Origin of the sequence: Achromobacter sp. Root83 (assembly GCF_001428845.1) — a bacterium.
GTDB lineage: Bacteria > Pseudomonadota > Gammaproteobacteria > Burkholderiales > Burkholderiaceae_B > Achromobacter.
The window spans coordinates 29,846-49,520 of the sequence record NZ_LMIU01000027.1 but is presented as its reverse complement, the minus strand read 5'-3'; the positions used below and the strand labels follow the sequence as shown (position 1 = coordinate 49,520).

The window sequence follows — 19,675 nt, the reverse complement described above, 5'->3', positions numbered from 1 at the left end:
AGAAGAGACATGTCCGTGCATCAGCGTTTCAAGGCCGCCGTCATCCAGGCGGCGTCCATCCCCACCGACAGCGTGGCCTGCGCCGCCAAGGCCGCCTCGCTGATCCGCCAGGCCGCGGAGCAGGGCGCTCGCGTGCTGGTTTTTCCGGAAGCCTTCCTGGGCGGCTATCCCAAGGGCAATTCCTTTGGCGCGCCCATCGGCATGCGCAAGCCCGAAGGCCGTGACGCCTTCGCCAGCTACCACCAGCAGGCCATCCGTCTGGACGGCGAGGAAGTCGCGCTGGTGGCGCAAGCCGCGGCCGACACCGACAGCTTCGTGGTGATGGGCTGCATCGAGGCGGACGGCGGCACGCTGTATTGCACCGTGCTGTACTTCAACGGCCAGCAGGGCCTGGCGGGCAAGCACCGCAAGCTGATGCCCACGGCGGGCGAACGGCTGATCTGGGGCTTTGGCGATGGCTCGACCATGCCCGTCTTCGATACCCCCTACGGCAAGGTCGGCGCGGTCATCTGCTGGGAAAACTACATGCCCATGCTGCGCATGTACATGTACAGCCAGGGCGTGGCGCTGTATTGCGCGCCCACCGCCGACGATCGCGATAGCTGGATCCCCAGCATGCGCCACATTGCGCTGGAAGGCCGCTGCTATGTGCTCACGGCCTGCCAGCACCTGCGCCGCAGCGCCTACCCCGAGGATTTCGAATGCGCGCTGGGCGACGCGCCCGACACCGTACTGATGCGCGGCGGCAGCGCCATCATCGACCCCCTGGGCGAGGTGCTGGCCGGACCGGATTTCTCGGACGAGACCATCCTGTACGCCGACATCGACCCCAACCAGATCCTGCGCGGCAAGTACGACTTCGACGTGTCCGGCCACTATGCCCGGCCCGATGTCTTCCAGTTGCAGGTCGACACCCGCGAAAAGCGCCCCGTATCCGCCATCACCCACACCGGCCCGCAGGAGGCCTGAGCAATGCACTTTGATTTCAGCGCCTTGCCGGCGCAGACGGTCTACAACGTGTTGACCTCGACCGTCACGCCCCGCCCGATCGCCTGGGTCACCACCGTTTCGGGCAAGGGCGTCGTCAACGCGGCCCCCTTCAGCTTCTTCAACGTCATGGGCCATCAGCCGCCCACGGTCGCCATCGGCCTGATGCGCCATGCCAGCGGAGAACTGAAGGACACCGGCGCCAACATCATCGAGACCGGCGAGTTCGTGGTGAACCTGGTGCCGGAGTCGCTGGTCCGGCAGATGAACGAGACCTGCGCCGACTACCCCGCCGACGTCGACGAACTGGAGGCAGCCGGCCTGACGGCGCTTCCCGCGTCGCATGTGCGTCCGCCCCTGATCCAGGGCAGCCCGGTGTCGCTGGAGTGTGTCAGCCAAGCAACGGTCGTGACCGGTCCGCGCCAGATCGTGGTCATCGGCCGGGTGCTGGGAGCGCATGTCGACGACGCGTTTGTGCGGGACGCGGCGCGTGGCCATGTGGACGCGCCGGCCCTGGGTTTGATCGCCCGCATGCACGGCGGCGGGTGGTATGCGCGCAGTACCGATACCTTTCAACTGGCCCGGCCGACGGCGCCGCAATAGCAAGCAAAGCGGCCGATGCGGCCGCTTCGCACAAAGGGAAGAGCTTGAGTCAATAAGTTCTCCATTTCGCCGGATGCCCGTCAAATCCGGGCTGCTAGCATCCCTTTGACCGTCGCGAGAACCCCTCGCATCCGAGCCCTCCGGCGGCACTATTTCGACATAACGGACACCATTATTGGGGGCGGATATCCAGGGGCTTGCGGGCATCTGGCTGGCATTGGCGGCGGCGTTTGGCCGGCGCTGACGCTTCCGCTCGAGCCCGCATTCACACTTGCCCTGGAAGTAGCCGGAGGCAGTATGAAAAACATGAAGCTTGGAACCCGCCTAGCGGGTGGATTCGCCGTCTTGCTGGCCATGATCATGGTCATGTGCATCGTGGGCCTGGTCAGCCTGGCCAACATCCACGAGTCGGTTGAAACCGTCACACAACGTTCGCTGACCAAGGAGCGCCTGATCAACGATTGGGCGCGCAACATCCAGACCGGGGTCACCCGGACCACGGCCATCGCCAAGAGCGCCGATGCCGGACTGGCGGGATTCTTTTCCGAAGAAGCGGCGACCTCCTCGCGCAACTCCTCTGCATTGCAGCAGAAGATCGAGCCGCTGATCCAGACCGACGAGGAAAAGCAGCTCTGGGACGGGGTGGGCAAGTCCCGTGCCGCCTACCTCAGCACGCGCGACCGGATATTCAAGGCCAAGACCGACGGCGACGTCGAGACGGCCAACAAGGTCTTCTCTCAGGAATTCCTGCCGGCCACCCGCCAGTTCATTGACCAGATCACCCGCCTGTCCAGCTTGCAGCGCGCCGATATCGACGCCCGCGCCGCCGAAATCGAGGATGCCTACCGCTCGGCCAATTTCTGGATGATCGCGATCGGCTCCATTGCGGTCGTCAGCGGTCTGCTGCTGGCCGTTTTGCTGACCCGCGGCATCACCCGGCCGCTGTCCGAAGCCGTGCGCGTCGCGCGCACGGTGGCCGCCAACGACCTGAGCAGCACGATCGTCGCGACCTCGCGCGACGAGATCGGGCAGTTGATGCGGGCGCTGGAATCCATGAACGCCAACCTGGCCGGCACCGTCGCCCGGATCCGCACCGGCGTGGACAGCATCGCGTCCGCGTCAGGCGAGATCGCGGCCGGCAATACCGACCTGTCCTCGCGCACCGAACAGCAGGCCGCTTCCCTGGAAGAGACCGCCGCATCGATGGAGCAGTTGTCGTCCACGGTGAAGCAGAATGCCGATAGCGCCAAGCAGGCGAACCAGCTTGCCGCGGCGGCGTCGGACACCGCGTCACGGGGTGGTGCAACGGTGTCTGAAGTCGTCAGCACCATGAGCGCGATAGCGGCCAGTTCCGTCAAGATCTCCGATATCGTGTCCGTCATCGACGGCATCGCCTTCCAGACCAATATCCTGGCATTGAACGCGGCGGTAGAGGCGGCGCGGGCGGGCGAGCAGGGCAAGGGCTTCGCGGTGGTCGCCGCCGAAGTGCGCACCCTGGCGCAACGCAGCGCCCAGGCCGCCAAGGAAATCAAGATTTTGATCGAGGACACCGTCCAGAAGATCAGCCAGGGCTCGGGCAGCGCGGAGCGCGCCGGGTCGACGATGCAGGAGATCCTGAGCTCGGTGCAACGCGTGACGGACATCATGGGCGAAATCGCGGCCGCCTCCGCCGAACAGGCCGACGGCATCGAGCAGGTCAACCGCGCCGTATCCCAGATGGACGAGGTAACGCAACAGAACGCCGCGCTGGTCGAAGAAGCCGCCGCCGCGGCCGGTTCGATGCAGGACCAGGCAGCGGAACTGACACGGGCGGTCAGCGCTTTCAAACTGCCGGGTGGCGGGCAGGGCGCAATCCCCGCCGCGGCGCCCAGGTCGTCGGCGGCGTTGCGGCTCGCAGCCTACTAGGACAAGGGCCAGGGCGGGCAAGGGCGCCTTGCGTCCTCCCGCTGTGGTTGCGTTGTTGCTTTGCCTCAGTTGCTCTTTTGCTTTGGATTTTTGCTTTGGAGTTTGTTTTGGACTGAGCGCATCCGTATCCCCCCGCATCCCCGCAGCCCAAAGAAAAAAGCCCCTGATTTCTCAGGGGCTTCGTTCTTGAATACTGGCGGAGAGGGTGGGATTCGAACCCACGGTACGGGGATACCGTACGCCTGATTTCGAGTCAGGTACATTCGACCACTCTGCCACCTCTCCGTGGCTGGATTCCGTAACGTTGAGATTACTGCCTGATCAGGACATTACTGCCTGATTAGGGCGGGTCTCTCACACAGATCCCTGGTCGGAAGGATCATCGTTGTCGGAGCAGCGAAGCCCGCAATTCTACAGGATTTTTTTTGTTTGTGTAAAGCGGTAGGAAAAGAGCACGGGTAAAAGGACCACAGCGGGTTTCAACCGGCTTCCAGCCAGGCCATTCTTTGGCCAGAATTCCCCCCATTCAGTCTATCTCTCGTCCCATGGACCTCATCCTCATTCTTCTGCTTGCGGCCGTGCTGTGTGTGCCCATCACCCAGCGGCTGGGCCTGGGAGCCATTCCGGGCTACCTGATCGCAGGCGTGCTGGTCGGGCCTTCGTGCCTGAAGCTCGTGACGAATGTGGACACGATGATTGGCGTCTCGCAGTGGGGCGTGGTGATGATGCTGTTCATCATCGGCCTGGAACTGTCGCCCAAGCGCCTGTGGGCCATGCGCAGCGAGGTCTTCATATTGGGTTCCCTGCAGATGCTGGCTTGCGGCCTGCTGCTGGGGCTGGTGTTCGGCGCGGCCCTGCGGCATCTGGCGGGCATGGAATGGCAGGCGGCGGTGCTGTGCGGCTTGTCGTTGGCGCTGTCGTCCACGGCGGTGGCGTTGCGGCTGCTGGACGAGCGCGCGCTGACGCGCACTCCACTGGGGCGCTCCGCGCTGGGGGTGCTGCTGTTCCAGGACATGGCGGCGATTCCCATGCTGGTGGCGGCCGGCCTTCTGGGGGCGGACGGCTCGTCGGCGCCGTCCTTCAAGGAAGCGCTGGTGGCCGTGGCCGTCGTGGCGCTGGCGTACCGGCTGCGGCTGCTGGGCTGGGCGGCCAAGGCGGAACTGAATGAACTCTTCACCGCGGCCGCCCTGCTGATGGTGGTGGGCGCCGCCCAATTGTTCGACTATGCCGGCTTGTCGGCGGGCCTGGGCGGATTCCTGGTGGGCGTGTTGATGGCCGAATCGCGCTATCGGCATGAACTGGAAAAGGCGATCGACCCGTTCAAGGGGCTGCTCCTGGGCCTGTTCTTCGTGGCGATCGGCATGTCCATCAATCTGAAGGTAGTGGCCCATCACTGGATGTTCATTTTCGCCGGCGTGGCCGCCCTGCTCGTGGTCAAGTCCGTGGTCTTGTACGGTTTTGCGCGCTTTCTGGGTTTGCCCCGCTACCACCGCCTGCTGTTTGCCGTCGTGCTGGCGCAGGGCGGGGAGTTCAGCTTCGCCATCTTCAACGAAGCCTGGGACAACCATTTGGTGAACCTGGAGCAGCGCGACGTGTTGTCGGTGATCGTGGCGGTGTCGATGGGCGTGGTGCCCATGCTGATCAAGCTGCTCGAGCGCGTGCCGGAAAGGATGGGCGGCATGGCGGGCCTGCCCGTGGCGGAGGCGGAGCAGGCGACGGAGCCGTCGCCGTCCTCCCCGGCGGACAAGCCGCCTGCCGCCTGACCCTGCGGCGCGCGGGGACATGGCATGATGACCGCCTTGCCGGGCAGCTACACTTGAAGCCCGTTTTCGCTTCCCGATTTATGCGCCAGCTCACAGGAGAAAGCTCATGCTCAAAGGAAAAGTAGCACTCGTCACCGGTTCCACCAGCGGCATCGGCCTGGGTATCGCCACGGCCTTCGCCCAACAGGGCGCCGATATCGTGCTGAACGGCTTTGGCGACGCGGCCGAAATCGAAACGCTGCGCGCCAGCCTGGCCGAACAGCATGGCGTGAAGGTGATCTACGACGGCGCGGACCTGTCCAAGGGTTCGGCCGTGCGTGAACTGGTCGAGAACACGGTCCGCCAGATGGGCCGCATCGACATCCTGGTCAATAACGCCGGCATCCAGCACACCGCGCTGATCGAGGACTTTCCCGCCGAGAAATGGGACGCCATCCTGGCGCTGAACCTGTCGGCCGTGTTCCATGGCACTGCCGCGGCGCTGCCGCACATGAAGAAGCAGGGCTCCGGACGCATCATCAATATCGCATCCGCGCATGGCCTCGTGGCCTCGGCCAGCAAGTCCGCCTATGTGGCCGCCAAGCATGGCGTGGTGGGTTTCACCAAGGTCACGGCGCTGGAAACGGCTGGCCAGGGCATCACCGCCAACGCCATCTGCCCGGGCTGGGTGCGCACCCCGCTCGTTGAAAAACAGATCACCGCGCTGGCTGAAAAGAATGGCGTGGACCAGGAAGCCGCCGCCCGCGACCTGCTCAGCGAAAAGCAGCCTTCGCTGCAATTCGTGACGCCCGAGCAACTGGGCGGCACTGCCGTCTTCCTGGCTTCGGACGCCGCCGCGCAAATCACCGGCACCACCATCTCTGTCGACGGCGGCTGGACGGCGCGCTAATAAAGGAATCCCCGAATGCTGTTTTTGCTTTCCCCCGCCAAGAAGCTGGACTACGACTCGCCGCTCCACATCGAGACGCACACCCAGCCACTGTTCGTCGACCAGGCCGCGGGTCTGATCAAGGTCCTGAAGACCAAGACCGCCGAGGACATCTCGGCTCTCATGAGCCTGAGCCCGGCCCTGTCCGAACTGAACGTCCAGCGCTATGCGCACTGGAAGCGCAGCTTCACGCAGGCCAATTCGCGCCAGGCCGTGCTGGCCTTCAATGGCGATGTCTACGAAGGTCTGGATGCCGCCACCCTGTCGGCCAAGCAGCTGGATTGGGCGCAAGAGCATGTGGCCATCCTCAGCGGCCTGTACGGCGTGCTGCGGCCCCTGGACCTGATGCAGCCGTACCGCCTGGAAATGGGCACGCGCCTGGCGACCGCCAAGGGCAAGAACCTGTACGAGTATTGGGGCGGCGCCATTTCCGAATACCTGAATGAACGGCAGTCCGGCCAGAAGTCTCCGGTGATCGTCAACCTGGCGTCCGAAGAGTATTTCAAGTCGGTCGACCTGAAGGCCCTGAACGCGCGCGTGGTGCAGTGCGTGTTCCAGGACTGGAAGAATGGGGCCTGGAAGATCATCAGCTTCCATGCCAAGCGTGCGCGCGGCCTGATGGCCCGCTATGCCATCCAGCACAAGGTCGCCAAGCCGGAAGGCCTGCATGGCTTCGATCTGGAAGGCTATGCCCATGACGCATCGGCGTCGTCGGCGGACAAGCTGGTGTTCCGCCGCAAGCTGGCCTGAACGGCAGGGTATCGTCCCAACAAAAAATCCGGCCTGGCCGGATTTTTTTTCGCGTGCGGGCCGCCGAGTTCGGGCGCTAGGAGGCGGCCGCCGCCATCGGCGGCGCATGCATGGGGTCGGCAAGCGCCTGGAGTTCCTGCCGGATCATGTGGCTGGCCTTCAGCATCTGTTTGACGGGATAGACCAGCGCGGCCTGTTCGCCGTCGGTGTCGAAATGCGCCGGCAGATTCGCGGGCGCCTGCGGGCGGCTTTCGTCCAGCAGCGTGACCATGCCGTTCAAGGCCTGCTGAATGGATTCGGGCGTCCTGGGCAGCGCTGCCAGGATGGGGACCGCCGCGGTGATCTGGGACGCCAGCACATGGTTCTGGATCAGCAGGTTGTTCAGTTCCGGCACATCTACCTGGTGCGACTTGGGTTCGCTCATCATCCGGTAGAACGCTTCGGCGAAATTGCTGAATGCGATATGCACGTTCTTGCGGGCCAGGCGCCAGGCCAGATCCGCGTCCGTCACCGCGGGCGTCTCGGCGGCCGCCTCGCCCACCGGGGCGCCGTGCGCCTGCATGGCCTCGGCGTAGCGCAGTCCCGCCAGCAGGTATTCGCGATTGGCGCGCGTCGCCGCCGAGGCCAGGGGCTTGAGGTAGCGGGCCTCCCACCAGGGCAGGATATAGCTGCAGATCAGCGCCAGCGCGCAGCCCAGCAGGGTGTCGATGGCGCGTTCGCCGATCACCGCCATGGACACGGTGCCCGGCGACACGAAGTGAAAGACAAGCACCACGAACAGCGTGTTGAAGATGGCGCTGGCCATGTAGTTCAGCTGAACCAGGCTGTTGCCCATGATGCAGGCGCCCAGCAGCACCGCGAACAGGATGCCGGGTCGATCGGTGACGTTGAACAGCAGCAAGGCGCAGATGCAGCCGATCAGGGTGCCCATCAGCCGCCAGCCATTGCGCTGGCGCGTCAGCGCGAAGCCCGGCTTCATGATGATCACGATGGTCAGCATGATCCAGTAGTTGTGCGCCGAGAACTCCGGCGACAGCCACCGGCTGGCCAGGGTCATGGCGATCGCGGCGGCGGCGGTTACCCGGAGCGCGTAGCGGAAATGAGGCGAATCCAGCCGCAGGTTGCTGGTCAGGAGGCCGAATCGGAACTCCTGGCGCGAAATGAACCGGGTCAGCGACTTGTTGATGCGGAGCACGTCGGTGGGCTTGGCGTCCGGCGAGGCCGCGGTGTGGTCGGCAAGCCGGTCGACGATGCGCGCCGAGTTGCGCAGGCGGCGCAGCACCTGGATGATCAGCGCCAGTATCTCCGGGTCGCGCTCGCCCAGGCCCTGCTGCTTGAGCTGCTCGATCTCGTATTCGATGGCGCGCAGTTCCGCCTTGGCGCTGCTGCGGTACTGCACCTTGCGCCCGCGCGACACGTCCAGCGCGATGCGGTTGAGTTCCAGCGACATCTTCACCAGCGCGTCGCGCATGAACATCAGGCAGTCGTTGCCGGCCAGCGTGCGGCGCAGGGCCGCATAATCGGTGTGCGTGGCCACCAGCGTGTCCAGCAGTTGCAGCATGTCCACGAACATGTTCCAGATCATGACGCGCTGGCGGTCCCCCAGGCCTTTGCCGCGGGGCAGGGCGCGCAGCACCATGTCGCGGGCGGCCTGGTGCTTTTCCGTCATGACGGACTGGCGCTGGATCAGGTTGCGGTAGGCCTCGTCCAGATCGGCGGTTTCGTCATAGAAGGAGGCGCGGGCGGCGACGTAGTCGGCCGTGGCGAAGAGCGCCACCGACATGGCCTGCTGCTCTTCGCGCAGCCAGAACAGCCGGGAAAAGCCCAGGCTGAACACCACATAGAAGAGCGCGCCGCCCAAGGTGGCGGCCGCATGGGCCAGCACCTCGTGCGGCTCCAGCGGCGAATGCATGGTCAAGGTCATCAGCAGCAGGCCGGCAAAGCCGATCAATCCGCCGCGCTTGCCGAAGACGGTGAACATCGAATAGACAAAGCACTGCGCAATGACCACCAGCCAGATCAGCACGGGGTGCGTGGACGCCAGCCCGGTGATGATGACGGTGATGGTGCCCAGCGCCGCGCCGCCCAGCATCTCGTTGGTGCGGTGGCGCTGTGGGCCGCCCGGCTGGTCGATGATGGCCAGGCATTGCGCGCCGAATGTGGCGACCAGGCCCGTCGTGTAGTTGCCGAAAATGCCCCCAAGCACCAGCACGGGCAACAGCATGCCGACCCCCTGGCGCACCCCTCCGAAGAAGTAGTGGCTATAGAGGAAGCGGCGAATGCTGGCAATGCGCAAATCCATGGGCTGCGGCTCGGTTCTGGACAACGGAACAAGTATAGAGACGCACGCGGCTTTTTTGGGGCCGGATAGTTACCGAACCTTCCGCGCAACGGTCGGAAAAAAGCCGATTTGCCACCTTTGACGCAACGCGGTAAATTCCTCCACTTGCTCCGGTCTGCATATCCGATACCGGGGCGTTGATGCAGAGGGCCAGGGTCACCTCCCAGCCCTCTTGCAACAGTCACACCTGCCGTTGGCCGCGCCACAAGCGTGTGTTGCCAAGGCTTCCATTTCGACCTCCAGCGTCCCCCAGGGGCGTTTGCACTGCGTTCTGTCGAGCGTGTGCCGGGTCGGCAAGGTGTCCGGGTGGCGTGGCTCCGTGAGCCGCTAAGCGCCGGATCATGTTGTCGTAGCCGGTATGGGTTCCGTTGCCGCCGTATCCGGGCGAGCAGCAGTCAGGGTTGCAGGGCCGGTACTGAAAGGAAATACAACATGGAAATGAATGGCGCCGATATCGTCGTGCGCTGCCTGGCCGATGAGGGCGTGGAACACGTTTTCGGCTACCCCGGCGGCGCAGTGCTTTACATCTACGACGCGATCTTCAAGCAAGACAAATTTCAGCATATCCTGGTTCGTCACGAGCAAGCCGCCGTGCACGCCGCCGATGCCTATTCGCGCTCGTCGCAAAAGGTCGGCGTCTGCCTCGTGACCAGCGGCCCGGGAGTGACCAATGCCGTCACCGGCATCGCCACCGCCTACATGGATTCCATCCCGATGGTCATCATCAGCGGGCAGGTGCCCACTGCGGCCATCGGCGAGGACGCCTTCCAGGAATGCGACACCGTCGGCATCACGCGTCCCTGCGTCAAGCACAACTTCCTTGTGCGCGACGTCAAGGACCTGGCCGAAACCATGCGGCGCGCGTTCCACATCGCGCGCACGGGCCGTCCCGGCCCGGTGCTGGTGGATATCCCCAAGGACATCACCATCGCGCAGTGCAAGTACACGCCGCCCAAGGGCGAGATCTCGATGCGTTCCTACGCGCCCGTCACCAAGGGCCACCAGGGGCAGATCAAGAAAGCCGTGCAGATGCTGCTGGCCGCCGAGCGGCCGATGATCTATACGGGCGGCGGAGTCATCCTGTCGAACGCCGCGCCCGAGCTGAACAAGCTCGTGTCGCAGCTTGGCGCGCCCTGCACCAGCACCCTGATGGGTCTGGGCGGCTACCCGGCCAGCAGCGGCCAGTTCGTGGGCATGCCCGGCATGCACGGCACGTACGAGGCCAACATGGCCATGCAGCACTGCGACGTGCTGCTTGCCATCGGCGCCCGCTTCGATGACCGCGTGATCGGCAATCCCAAGCACTTCGCGCAGAACGCCCGCAAGATCATCCATATCGATATCGACCCGTCGTCGATCTCCAAGCGCGTGCGCGTGGATGTCCCGATCGTCGGCAACGTCAAGGACGTCCTGGCCGATCTCAGCGCGCAGTACGACATTGCCGCCGCCGAGCACAAGCCCGCCTCGATCACCCGGTGGTGGGAGCAGGTCGAGACCTGGCGCGGCAAGGAATGCCTGAAGTTCGCCAATTCGGACGAAGTCATCAAGCCGCAGTACGTGGTGGAAAAGCTCTGGGAAGTGACGGGCGGCGACGCCTTCGTCACGTCCGACGTGGGCCAGCACCAGATGTGGGCGGCCCAGTACTACAAGTTCGACAAGCCGCGCCGCTGGATCAACTCCGGCGGCCTGGGCACCATGGGCGTTGGCTTGCCGTACGCCATGGGCGTGCAGATGGCCAATCCGGGGCACGACGTCGCCGTCATCACCGGCGAGGGTTCCATCCAGATGAACATCCAGGAACTGTCGACCTGCCACCAGTACCGCCTGACGCCCAAGATCATCTGCCTGAACAACCGATTCCTGGGCATGGTCCGCCAGTGGCAGCAGATCGACTACGGCTCGCGCTATTCCGAGTCGTACATGGATTCGCTGCCCGACTTCGTCAAGGTGGCTGAAGCCTATGGCCACGTGGGCCTGCGCATCGAGCGCCCGGCGGACGTCGAGCCGGCGCTGCGCGAAGCCTTCGGCAAGCACAAGGAACGCCTGGTCTTCCTGGACTTCATCACCGACCGCACCGAAAACGTGTGGCCGATGGTCAAGGCCGGCCGCGGCCTGACCGATATGCTGCTCGGCTCTGAAGACCTGTAAGGAGGCCACCCATGAAGCACGTGATTTCCGTCCTCCTCGAAAACGAGCCCGGCGCGCTGTCGCGCGTGGTCGGCCTGTTTTCCGCGCGGGGCTACAACATCGAAACCCTGACCGTGGCGCCCACCGAGGACTCCACGCTGTCGCGCATGACCATCGTGACGACCGGTTCCGATGAAGTCATCGAACAGATCACCAAGCACCTGAACCGCCTGGTGGATGTCGTGAAGGTGGTGGACCTGACCGAAGGCGCCCACATCGAGCGCGAGCTGATGCTCGTGAAGGTGCGCGCCGTGGGCAAGGAACGCGAGGAAATGAAGCGCATGGCGGACATCTTCCGCGGCCGCATCATTGACGTCACCGACAAGTCCTACACCATTGAGTTGACCGGGGTGCAGGAAAAAGTACAGGCCTTCCTGGAGGCCCTGGACCGCAGTGCCATCCTTGAAACCGTGCGCACCGGCGTGTCCGGCATCGGACGCGGTGAACGGATTTTGAAGATTTGACCGGCCTTGCAGGCCACGCCGCACCCTACATCTGAATCAATCGAATATCCAAATACTGGAATCTGGAGCACAACCATGAAAGTTTTCTACGACAAAGACTGCGATCTGTCCCTCATCAAAGGCAAGACCGTCGCCATCATCGGCTACGGTTCGCAAGGCCACGCGCATGCGCTGAACCTGCATGAGTCGGGCGTGAAGGTCATCGTCGGCCTGCGCAAGGGCGGCGCCTCGTGGAACAAGGCCGCCAACGCCGGTCTGGAAGTCAAGGAAGTGGCTGATGCAGTCAAGTCCGCCGACATCGTCATGATGCTGTTGCCCGACGAGAACATCGCTTCGGTCTACAACAACGAAGTCCACGCCAACATCAAGGCCGGCGCCGCCCTGGCGTTTGCCCACGGCTTCAACGTCCATTACGGCCAGGTCGTGCCGCGCGAAGACATCGACGTCATCATGATCGCCCCGAAGGCCCCCGGCCACACGGTGCGCAACACGTACAAGCAAGGTGGCGGCGTGCCCCACCTGGTGGCCGTGTACCAGGACAAGTCGGGCGCCGCGCGCGATGTGGCCCTGTCGTACGCCAGCGCCAACGGCGGCGGCCGTGCCGGCATCATTGAAACCAACTTCCGCGAAGAGACCGAAACCGACCTGTTCGGCGAACAGGCCGTGCTGTGCGGCGGTACCGTCGAACTGATCAAGGCCGGCTTCGACACGCTGGTGGACGCCGGCTACGCGCCCGAAATGGCGTACTTCGAATGCCTGCACGAACTGAAGCTGATCGTCGACCTGATCTATGAAGGCGGCATCGCCAACATGAACTACTCGATTTCGAACAACGCCGAATTCGGCGAATACGAAACGGGTCCGAAGATCGTCACGGAAGAAACCCGCAAGGCCATGCGCCAGTGCCTGACGGACATCCAGACCGGCGAATACGCCAAGAAGTTCATCCTGGAAAACACCGCAGGCGCGCCGACGCTGACCTCGCGCCGCCGTATCAACGCCGAATCGCAGATCGAACAGGTGGGCGGCAAGCTGCGCGCCATGATGCCCTGGATCGCCGCGAACAAGCTGGTGGACAAGTCCAAGAACTGATCCCGGCCGACGCGGGGCCCGGCCCCGCACCGTTCGGATCCAAACGGCACGCCTGCGAGGGCGTGCCGTTTTTTTTGCTATTTGGCTCAGGCACGATCCTTGCTCAATCCCGCAAGCGGGGCCATATGGGTTAACCTTTCAAAGTCCGTTGTAAGTTATTGAGACCATGCCCAATTTTTCCATGCGCGATTCCGAGAACCGCCACAGGAGCATCTACCTGCTCCCGAACGCGTTCACCACCGCCGCTTTGTTCGCGGGGTTCTATGCCGTCGTGCAGGCCATGAACGACCGCTTCGAAGTCGCCGCCATCGCCATTTTCGTGGCCATGGTGCTGGACGGCATGGATGGGCGGGTTGCCCGGCTGACCAACACGCAGTCCGCCTTCGGCGAGCAATATGATTCGCTGTCGGACATGACGTCCTTCGGGGTGGCTCCCGCGCTGGTCATGTACGAATGGATCCTGAACGATCTGGGCCGCTGGGGCTGGCTGGCCGCCTTCGTCTACGTCGCCGGCGCCGCGTTGCGCCTGGCGCGCTTCAACACCAATATCGCCGTCGTCGACAAACGCTTCTTTCAGGGGCTGCCCAGCCCGGCCGCGGCCGCGCTGGTGGCGGGCTTCGTCTGGCTGGCCGTGGACAACAAGCTGCCCATCCACGACAGCCTGATGGCCTGGGTGGCATTCACCCTCACCATGTATGCCGGCATCACCATGGTGTCGAACGCGCCGTTCTTCAGCGGCAAGAGCTTCGCCCTGGGCCGCAGCGTGCCGTTCTGGGGCATCCTGCTGGTCGTGGCCGTGTTCGTTTTCGTGTCCAGCGATCCTCCGGTCGTGCTGTTCGGCCTGTTCGTGCTGTACGGGCTGTCGGGCTGGATCACGTGGGGCTGGCGCTGGAACAAGGTCCGCCGCCTGCAGCAGGAACGCCGCAATCATTCGTCCTGAAGCCCAAAAGCAAACCCGCCGTCAGGCGGGTTTGTTTTTGGGGGGCGGTTCAGTGCCACATGAATCTGTCATCGTCGTACATGGGGTCGGGCCCGGGATGGAAGTGGGTCACCTTGCTGCCATCTCGGCTCATGTAGACGTACATCAGCGAATTCCAGACGCTGTTTTCCTTGTAGCGGTAGGACCAGACGACTTCGCGCCGTTCCCCCAGGCCGACCACGTCGATGCGGGCGGGTGGCCCGAATTCGCAACGGACCCGCTCGGGGCCCCAGTCGCCGACCGCCAGCACCTTGAAGTGGGCGTCGGTCAGGAGCGGCTGCACGCGGTCCACCCTGCCGTCCGTGCCTACGTTGGCGCCCCAGGCGTACTGGCCCATGGGCTGTTGGGTCCAGATCACCCGGCGGCCGCCGCCGGCCTGCGGGCATTCAAAATTAGGGGAGCCGAACTGGGCCTGGACGTCGGCCAGCGGGGTGCCTGGCGGCACCTGGGCCATGTTGGCGCAGGCCGTCAGCCCGGCCAGTGCCAGGCATGCCAGGGCGACGCGGGCGCGTGGGAAATGGTCTGTCATGATTTTGCTCCTTACCGGTGCCGGACGGGCAACGTCGGCGCGCCACCGGGTGGGCCAAGCCGCCATTGAGGTAATTCTATCGAATCGGCTATAATCGTCGAGCTTTATCAAATGTATTGATTCTGCAAGATATTTTGCGCCAGCCGCAGATACTTACGCAGCTACCTGGAACAAGGCGCTTTTGCCTGATGCCCCGGTACTGCCTAGGTCATCATGGGCAGCAGTGAGAAAGCGAATTCAGCCTGGTCTTGCGCAAATTTTTCAAACCACGTCAGGGCACCTCGGCCCTGTCGCATGTCCGAAGAGGTCATCAATGTCTGTAGCTGACATCAAGAAATCCGATATCGTTGCGCAGTTCCAACGCGCTCAAGGCGATACCGGCTCCCCCGAAGTTCAGGTGGCTCTGCTCACCGCCCGTATCAACGAACTGACCGGTCACTTCAAAGAACACATGAAGGACCATCACTCGCGCCGCGGTCTGCTGCGTATGGTCAGCCGTCGCCGCAAGCTGCTCGACTATCTCAAGGGCCGCAATCCCGATTCGTACCGCGCACTGATCGAAAAACTCGGTCTGCGCAAGTGATCGACGGGGCTGGCTCCCCATGACGCAACCGTGGTCGGTGCGACGTACGTCGCAGCGGCCACGGTTTTTCATTTGTAAGGAATAATCGTCATGTTCAACAAAGTGACAAAATCGTTCCAGTACGGCCAGCATACGGTCGTCCTGGAAACTGGCGAAATCGCTCGCCAGGCCTCCGGCGCCGTTGTGGTGTCGATCGAGGACACCGTCGTCCTGGCCACCGTCGTGGCTTCCAAGAAGGCCAAGCCGGGTCAGACGTTTTTCCCGCTGACCGTCGACTACATCGAGAAAACCTACGCCGCCGGCCGTATCCCGGGCGGGTTCTTCAAGCGTGAAGGCAAGCCCTCCGAAAAGGAAACGCTGACCTCGCGCCTGATCGACCGTCCCCTGCGTCCGCTGTTCCCCGAAGACTTCTACAACGAAGTCCAGGTGGTCATCCACACGCTGTCGGTCAATCCTGAAATCGATCCCGACATCGCCGCCATGATCGGCGCGTCCGCCGCGCTGGCCATTTCGGGCATCCCGTTCTCGGGCCCGATCGGCGCCGCTCGCGTGGGTTACATCGATGGTCAATACACCATCAACCCGACCGCCTCGGACCTGAAGTCGTCGAAGCTGAACCTGGTTGTCGCCGGTACGGAAAACGCCGTGCTGATGGTTGAATCGGAAGCCCAAGAGCTGTCCGAGGAAGTCATGTTGGGCGGCGTGGTCTATGGCCACCAGCAAATGCAGACCGTCATCAACGCCATTCACGAACTCGTGAAGGACGCTGGCAAGCCCGACTGGGATTGGCAAGCGCCTGCCAAGGACCAATCCCTGATCGCCGCGGTGACCGCCGCTGCCCAGGAAGGCCTGAACGCCGCCTACCAGATCCGCGAAAAGCAGGCCCGCACGGCCAAGCTGCGTGAAGTGTCGGCCGACGTGTCGGCCAAGCTGGCTGCCGCCGCCGCTGAAAAGGGCGAGTCGCTGCCGGACGCCGTGACGGTCGACAACATCATGTTCTCGCTGGAATCGGCCATTGTCCGTGGCCAGATCCTGAACGGCGAGCCGCGTATCGACGGCCGCGACACCCGCACCGTGCGCCCCATCAGCGTGCGTCTGGGCGTGCTGCCCCGCGCGCACGGCAGCGCGCTGTTCACCCGTGGTGAAACCCAGGCGCTGGTCGTGGCCACGCTGGGCACCAAGCAGGATGAGCAGATCATCGACGCGCTCATGGGCGAATACCGCGACCGCTTCATGATGCACTACAACATGCCTCCGTTCGCCACCGGCGAAACGGGCCGCATCGGTGTGCCCAAGCGCCGCGAAATCGGCCACGGCCGCCTCGCCAAGCGCTCGCTGATCCCGCTGCTGCCGGCTCCCGAAGACTTCCAGTACACGATCCGTATCGTGTCGGAAATCACCGAGTCCAACGGCTCGTCGTCGATGGCTTCGGTCTGCGGCGGCTCGCTGGCCATGATGGACGCCGGCGTGCCGGTCAAGGATCACGTGGCCGGCGTGGCCATGGGCCTGATCCTGGACGGCGGCAAGTTCGCCGTGCTGACGGACATCCTAGGCGACGAAGATCATCTGGGCGACATGGACTTCAAGGTTGCGGGCACCGAAAACGGCGTCACCGCACTGCAGATGGACATCAAGATCCAGGGCATCACCAAGGAAATCATGCAGGTGGCGCTGGCTCAGGCCCGCGAAGGCCGCCTGCACATCCTGGGCGAGATGAAGGCAGCGCTGGACGGTTCGCGCGGCGAACTGTCCGCATTCGCCCCGCGCATGCTGACCATCAAGATCAACCCCGAGAAGATCCGCGACGTGATCGGCAAGGGCGGCGCCACCATCCGCGCGCTGACCGAAGAGACCGGCACGCAGATCGACATCTCCGATGACGGCACGATCGTGATCGCCAGCGTCGACGAAACGCAGGCGAAGGAAGCCCAGCGCCGTATCGTCGAGCTGACCGCCGACGTTGAAGTTGGCCAGATCTACGACGGCTCGGTGTTGCGTCTGCTGGACTTCGGCGCCATCGTGCAAGTGCTGCCGGGCCGCGACGGCCTGCTGCACATCTCCGAAATCGCCAACTACCGCATCGCGAACATCAACGATGTGCTGAAGGTCGGCCAGCAAGTCCGCGTCAAGGTCATCGAGGCCGACGACAAGGGCCGTCTGCGCCTGTCCATCAAGGCGATCGGCGGCATCGAGCAGCAGCAAGCCGGTGCTGCTCCCGAGGCAGCTCCTCAGTCGGAACCGCAAGCTGAATAAGCCTGCAAGGTTCTGATCGAAAAAACGGCGCCGCGAGGCGCCGTTTTTCTTGGTTGCTCCAGCCGGTTTTGATTCATCTTCTTGCCTGTTGGTCCGGCGGACGTCTCCCAACTTCGGCGGCCTTCCTGTAAAGTCTTGCGCGAGAGCGGCGCCGCCCGAGCCTGAGGGACGGCCTCGACGCATTCTTGAGGGGGCGTACGGATGAGCAAGGCATGATCGCGCGGCCGACCACCGCTGGCGCCGCGGCGCTGCTTGCGGCGTTGCTGCTGACCGGCTGCATGTCCAGCCCTGCGCCCGGGCAGCGAGGGCCCCATAGCGAAGGCATGTCGGCGGACCAGTTCGGCCAGACCGACTTCAACCGCACCGTCACGCTGGAAGTCCGCGACAACCTTGGCAGCCTGTATTCGCTGCTGGACAAGCTCTACCGGCGCAATCCGCGCGAATGGCGCAAGACCGGTTTGCCCGACCATGCCACGGCAGTGAACCGCGTCAAACACGCCATCGAGGTCCGCGTTCCCCCCAGCGACATGTCCGGGCTGCGCGACATCCAGATCCTGGCCGTGTCGCTGGATCCCAACTATTCAGGCGACCGGGTCGCCGCATTCGTCTACGGCCTGGCCGACACCATCATCGCCGCGCATAACGGCAAGACCCGGTTGTACGCCACCGACGCGCTGGACGGGCAGCGGGTCTACAATGCCGCACGGAACGTCGAGGCCGCAGCGTGGCTGCTGGCATCGCGCCGCAATAATCAAGGCGAGCTCTTGCTGCTGGCCAATGAAATGTCCGAAAACGCCACGAACCTCAGCTTCGAGCGCGAGTTCGGCGCCATCATCGGCCGGCTCGACCTGATCGCCAATCTGCTCGGCGAGAATTCCAGGCGCATCGGAATCAATTACGCGCAGGGCCTTTTGCTGTTCAATTTCCTGCCGGTGCGTTAACAGGATTTCATCGTGATCGATATTGCCTCCATCCAGACCGCCCGCGAAAACCTGCGCGGCCAGGTGCTGAAGACCCCGTTCACCTTGTCCCGCACGCTATCCGACATTTTCGGCGCCGAGATCTGGCTGAAGTTCGAGAACTTGCAGTTCACCGCGTCCTTCAAGGAACGCGGCGCACTGAACCGCATGCTGACGCTGTCCGACGACGAGCGCGCCAAAGGCGTGATCGCCGTGTCCGCCGGCAACCACGCCCAAGGCGTGGCCTACCACGCGCAGCGCATGGGCGTGCCCGCCGTGATCGTCATGCCGCGCTTCACGCCCACGGTCAAGGTCGCCAATACGCGCCGCTTCGGCGCCGAGGTGGTGCTGGCCGGCGACACGTTCGACGACGCCAAGGCGCGCGGCTACGAACTGGCCAATGAGCGCGGATTGATCATGATCCACCCCTACGACGACGAGGCGGTCATCTCGGGGCAGGGGACGGTGGCGCTGGAGATGCTGGAAGACCAGCCGCAGCTCGACACGCTGGTCATCGCCATCGGAGGCGGGGGGCTGATCTCCGGGATCGCCACGGCCGCCAAGGCCCTGAAACCCGGCATCGAGATCGTGGGCGTGCAAACTGAGCGCTTCCCGGCGATGTACGCGGCGATCAAGGGCGAGACCATGCCGCAGGGCCTGTATACCATCGCCGAAGGCATCGCCGTGAAATCGCCGGGCGAACTGACGCTGCCCATCGTGGACAAGCTCGTCGACCGCATCGAACTGGTCAGCGAGGCCGATATCGAGCACGCCATCGTGGTGTTGCTGGAAATCGAGAAAAGCGTGGTCGAGGGCGCGGGCGCGGCGGGCCTGGCCGCCTTGCTGCGCGCACAGGAAGAAGGCAGCAACCGCTACAAGGGCAAGCGTATCGGCCTGGTGCTGACGGGCGGCAACATCGATCCGCTGATGCTCGGCGAACTGATCGAACGCGGCATGGTGCGCGCCGGCCGCCTGGCCCGCATCCGCGTCGACCTGCGCGACCTGCCGGGCGCGCTGGCGCATGCCACCAAGCTCATCGCCGATGCGCAGGCCAACATCACCGAAGTCCATCATCAGCGGGCCTTCACCTCATTGCCGGTGCGCAACGTCGAGGTGGATTTCGTGCTTCAGACACGCGGACCCGAACACATCCAGGAAGTGATCGACATCCTGAACGCCGCGGGCTTCGCCGCCAGCAACCACGACCACTGACAATCCCAGCCGGGCAGGGCGCCTGACACGCGGCAGCCTGCCGGGCTCGGGCGCGCGCATGTCCTCTGCGTCCGAGCGATGCGCGGTCGGCGCTCGCACAGAAAAAAAATGAATCCACTCGTTTCAGGCGTACCGCGGAC

Annotated in this window: 16 protein-coding genes and 1 tRNA gene; 14 read left to right on the top strand and 3 right to left on the bottom strand. The window is 64.0% G+C overall.

Going from position 1 to position 19,675, the window contains the following annotated elements; genetic code table 11:
* Nucleotides 1–9 precede the first annotated feature (9 nt).
* The 3 genes from ASE30_RS26580 to ASE30_RS26570 all read left to right on the top strand — a co-directional run bounded on the left by ASE30_RS26580 (nt 10) and on the right by ASE30_RS26570 (nt 3,495).
* Nucleotides 10–969, top strand: coding sequence for a carbon-nitrogen hydrolase family protein (locus tag ASE30_RS26580; protein WP_057287279.1), 960 nt, complete (start codon nt 10–12; stop codon nt 967–969).
* A 3-nt stretch (nt 970–972) separates the two neighbouring features.
* Complete coding sequence (locus tag ASE30_RS26575; protein ID WP_057287278.1) at nt 973–1,590, top strand: flavin reductase family protein; 618 nt, start codon at nt 973–975, stop codon at nt 1,588–1,590.
* 306 nt (nt 1,591–1,896) lie between these two features.
* Nucleotides 1,897–3,495 carry a methyl-accepting chemotaxis protein gene (locus ASE30_RS26570; protein ID WP_304438831.1) on the top strand — a complete coding sequence of 533 codons (1,599 nt, stop codon included), beginning with the start codon at nt 1,897–1,899 and terminating at the stop codon, nt 3,493–3,495.
* A gap of 194 nt (nt 3,496–3,689) precedes the next feature.
* Here the strand turns inward: ASE30_RS26570 and ASE30_RS26565 are convergent.
* Nucleotides 3,690–3,780, bottom strand: a tRNA-Ser gene (locus ASE30_RS26565).
* Between the two features lie 260 nt (nt 3,781–4,040).
* On the opposite strand from ASE30_RS26565, the gene ASE30_RS26560 reads away from it, so the two are divergent.
* From ASE30_RS26560 to yaaA, 3 genes are all read left to right on the top strand, one after another.
* Entirely contained in the window at nt 4,041–5,258 is a 1,218-nt protein-coding gene (locus ASE30_RS26560) for a cation:proton antiporter (protein ID WP_057287276.1), read from the top strand.
* A gap of 106 nt (nt 5,259–5,364) precedes the next feature.
* On the top strand, nt 5,365–6,147 hold the full coding sequence (locus tag ASE30_RS26555) for a 3-hydroxybutyrate dehydrogenase (protein ID WP_057287275.1): 783 nt from the start codon (nt 5,365–5,367) through the stop codon (nt 6,145–6,147).
* Between the two features lie 15 nt (nt 6,148–6,162).
* On the top strand, nt 6,163–6,936 hold the full coding sequence (yaaA, locus tag ASE30_RS26550; RefSeq protein ID WP_057287274.1) for a peroxide stress protein YaaA: 774 nt from the start codon (nt 6,163–6,165) through the stop codon (nt 6,934–6,936).
* 76 nt (nt 6,937–7,012) lie between these two features.
* On the opposite strand, the gene ASE30_RS26545 is transcribed toward yaaA, so the two are convergent.
* The gene (locus tag ASE30_RS26545) at nt 7,013–9,238 is read right to left on the bottom strand and encodes an FUSC family membrane protein (protein ID WP_057287273.1); all 2,226 of its coding nucleotides are present in this window, start codon (nt 9,236–9,238) and stop codon (nt 7,013–7,015) included.
* A gap of 471 nt (nt 9,239–9,709) precedes the next feature.
* On the opposite strand from ASE30_RS26545, the gene ASE30_RS26540 reads away from it, so the two are divergent.
* From ASE30_RS26540 to pssA, 4 genes are all read left to right on the top strand, one after another.
* Nucleotides 9,710–11,425 (top strand): acetolactate synthase 3 catalytic subunit, encoded by a 1,716-nt coding sequence (locus ASE30_RS26540; protein WP_057287272.1) that lies wholly within the window; start codon nt 9,710–9,712, stop codon nt 11,423–11,425.
* 11 nt (nt 11,426–11,436) lie between these two features.
* Complete coding sequence (gene ilvN / locus ASE30_RS26535; RefSeq protein ID WP_006223608.1) at nt 11,437–11,928, top strand: acetolactate synthase small subunit; 492 nt, start codon at nt 11,437–11,439, stop codon at nt 11,926–11,928.
* A gap of 75 nt (nt 11,929–12,003) precedes the next feature.
* On the top strand, nt 12,004–13,020 hold the full coding sequence (gene ilvC / locus ASE30_RS26530) for a ketol-acid reductoisomerase (protein ID WP_057287271.1): 1,017 nt from the start codon (nt 12,004–12,006) through the stop codon (nt 13,018–13,020).
* 166 nt (nt 13,021–13,186) lie between these two features.
* Nucleotides 13,187–13,960, top strand: a complete 774-nt coding sequence (gene pssA, locus ASE30_RS26525) for a CDP-diacylglycerol--serine O-phosphatidyltransferase (RefSeq protein WP_057287270.1) — start codon at nt 13,187–13,189, stop codon at nt 13,958–13,960.
* A gap of 49 nt (nt 13,961–14,009) precedes the next feature.
* Here the strand turns inward: pssA and ASE30_RS26520 are convergent, their stop codons facing one another.
* Nucleotides 14,010–14,528 carry a hypothetical protein gene (locus ASE30_RS26520; protein WP_057287269.1) on the bottom strand — a complete coding sequence of 173 codons (519 nt, stop codon included), beginning with the start codon at nt 14,526–14,528 and terminating at the stop codon, nt 14,010–14,012.
* Nucleotides 14,529–14,841: 313 nt separating this feature from the next.
* Here ASE30_RS26520 and rpsO point away from each other — a divergent pair, with 313 nt between their 5' ends.
* The 4 genes from rpsO to ASE30_RS26500 all read left to right on the top strand — a co-directional run bounded on the left by rpsO (nt 14,842) and on the right by ASE30_RS26500 (nt 19,535).
* Nucleotides 14,842–15,111, top strand: coding sequence for a 30S ribosomal protein S15 (gene rpsO, locus ASE30_RS26515; RefSeq protein ID WP_006223612.1), 270 nt, complete (start codon nt 14,842–14,844; stop codon nt 15,109–15,111).
* 90 nt (nt 15,112–15,201) lie between these two features.
* Nucleotides 15,202–17,364 (top strand): polyribonucleotide nucleotidyltransferase, encoded by a 2,163-nt coding sequence (gene pnp, locus ASE30_RS26510; protein WP_057287268.1) that lies wholly within the window; start codon nt 15,202–15,204, stop codon nt 17,362–17,364.
* Between the two features lie 212 nt (nt 17,365–17,576).
* Nucleotides 17,577–18,305, top strand: coding sequence for a hypothetical protein (locus ASE30_RS26505; RefSeq protein WP_057287267.1), 729 nt, complete (start codon nt 17,577–17,579; stop codon nt 18,303–18,305).
* Nucleotides 18,306–18,317: 12 nt separating this feature from the next.
* Complete coding sequence (locus ASE30_RS26500) at nt 18,318–19,535, top strand: threonine ammonia-lyase (RefSeq protein ID WP_057287266.1); 1,218 nt, start codon at nt 18,318–18,320, stop codon at nt 19,533–19,535.
* Nucleotides 19,536–19,675: the final 140 nt, after the last annotated feature.

Coding starts and splice junctions, on each gene's coding strand:
- ASE30_RS26555 (WP_057287275.1), top strand. CDS start 5,365: ATGCTCAAAGGAAAAGTAGCACTCGTCACCGGTTCCACCAGCGGCATC.
- ASE30_RS26540 (WP_057287272.1), top strand. CDS start 9,710: ATGGAAATGAATGGCGCCGATATCGTCGTGCGCTGCCTGGCCGATGAG.
- ASE30_RS26570 (WP_304438831.1), top strand. CDS start 1,897: ATGAAGCTTGGAACCCGCCTAGCGGGTGGATTCGCCGTCTTGCTGGCC.
- ASE30_RS26545 (WP_057287273.1), bottom strand. CDS start 9,238: ATGGATTTGCGCATTGCCAGCATTCGCCGCTTCCTCTATAGCCACTAC.
- rpsO (WP_006223612.1), top strand. CDS start 14,842: ATGTCTGTAGCTGACATCAAGAAATCCGATATCGTTGCGCAGTTCCAA.
- ilvC (WP_057287271.1), top strand. CDS start 12,004: ATGAAAGTTTTCTACGACAAAGACTGCGATCTGTCCCTCATCAAAGGC.
- ASE30_RS26580 (WP_057287279.1), top strand. CDS start 10: ATGTCCGTGCATCAGCGTTTCAAGGCCGCCGTCATCCAGGCGGCGTCC.
- ASE30_RS26505 (WP_057287267.1), top strand. CDS start 17,577: ATGATCGCGCGGCCGACCACCGCTGGCGCCGCGGCGCTGCTTGCGGCG.
- ilvN (WP_006223608.1), top strand. CDS start 11,437: ATGAAGCACGTGATTTCCGTCCTCCTCGAAAACGAGCCCGGCGCGCTG.
- pnp (WP_057287268.1), top strand. CDS start 15,202: ATGTTCAACAAAGTGACAAAATCGTTCCAGTACGGCCAGCATACGGTC.
- yaaA (WP_057287274.1), top strand. CDS start 6,163: ATGCTGTTTTTGCTTTCCCCCGCCAAGAAGCTGGACTACGACTCGCCG.
- pssA (WP_057287270.1), top strand. CDS start 13,187: ATGCCCAATTTTTCCATGCGCGATTCCGAGAACCGCCACAGGAGCATC.
- ASE30_RS26560 (WP_057287276.1), top strand. CDS start 4,041: ATGGACCTCATCCTCATTCTTCTGCTTGCGGCCGTGCTGTGTGTGCCC.
- ASE30_RS26575 (WP_057287278.1), top strand. CDS start 973: ATGCACTTTGATTTCAGCGCCTTGCCGGCGCAGACGGTCTACAACGTG.
- ASE30_RS26520 (WP_057287269.1), bottom strand. CDS start 14,528: ATGACAGACCATTTCCCACGCGCCCGCGTCGCCCTGGCATGCCTGGCA.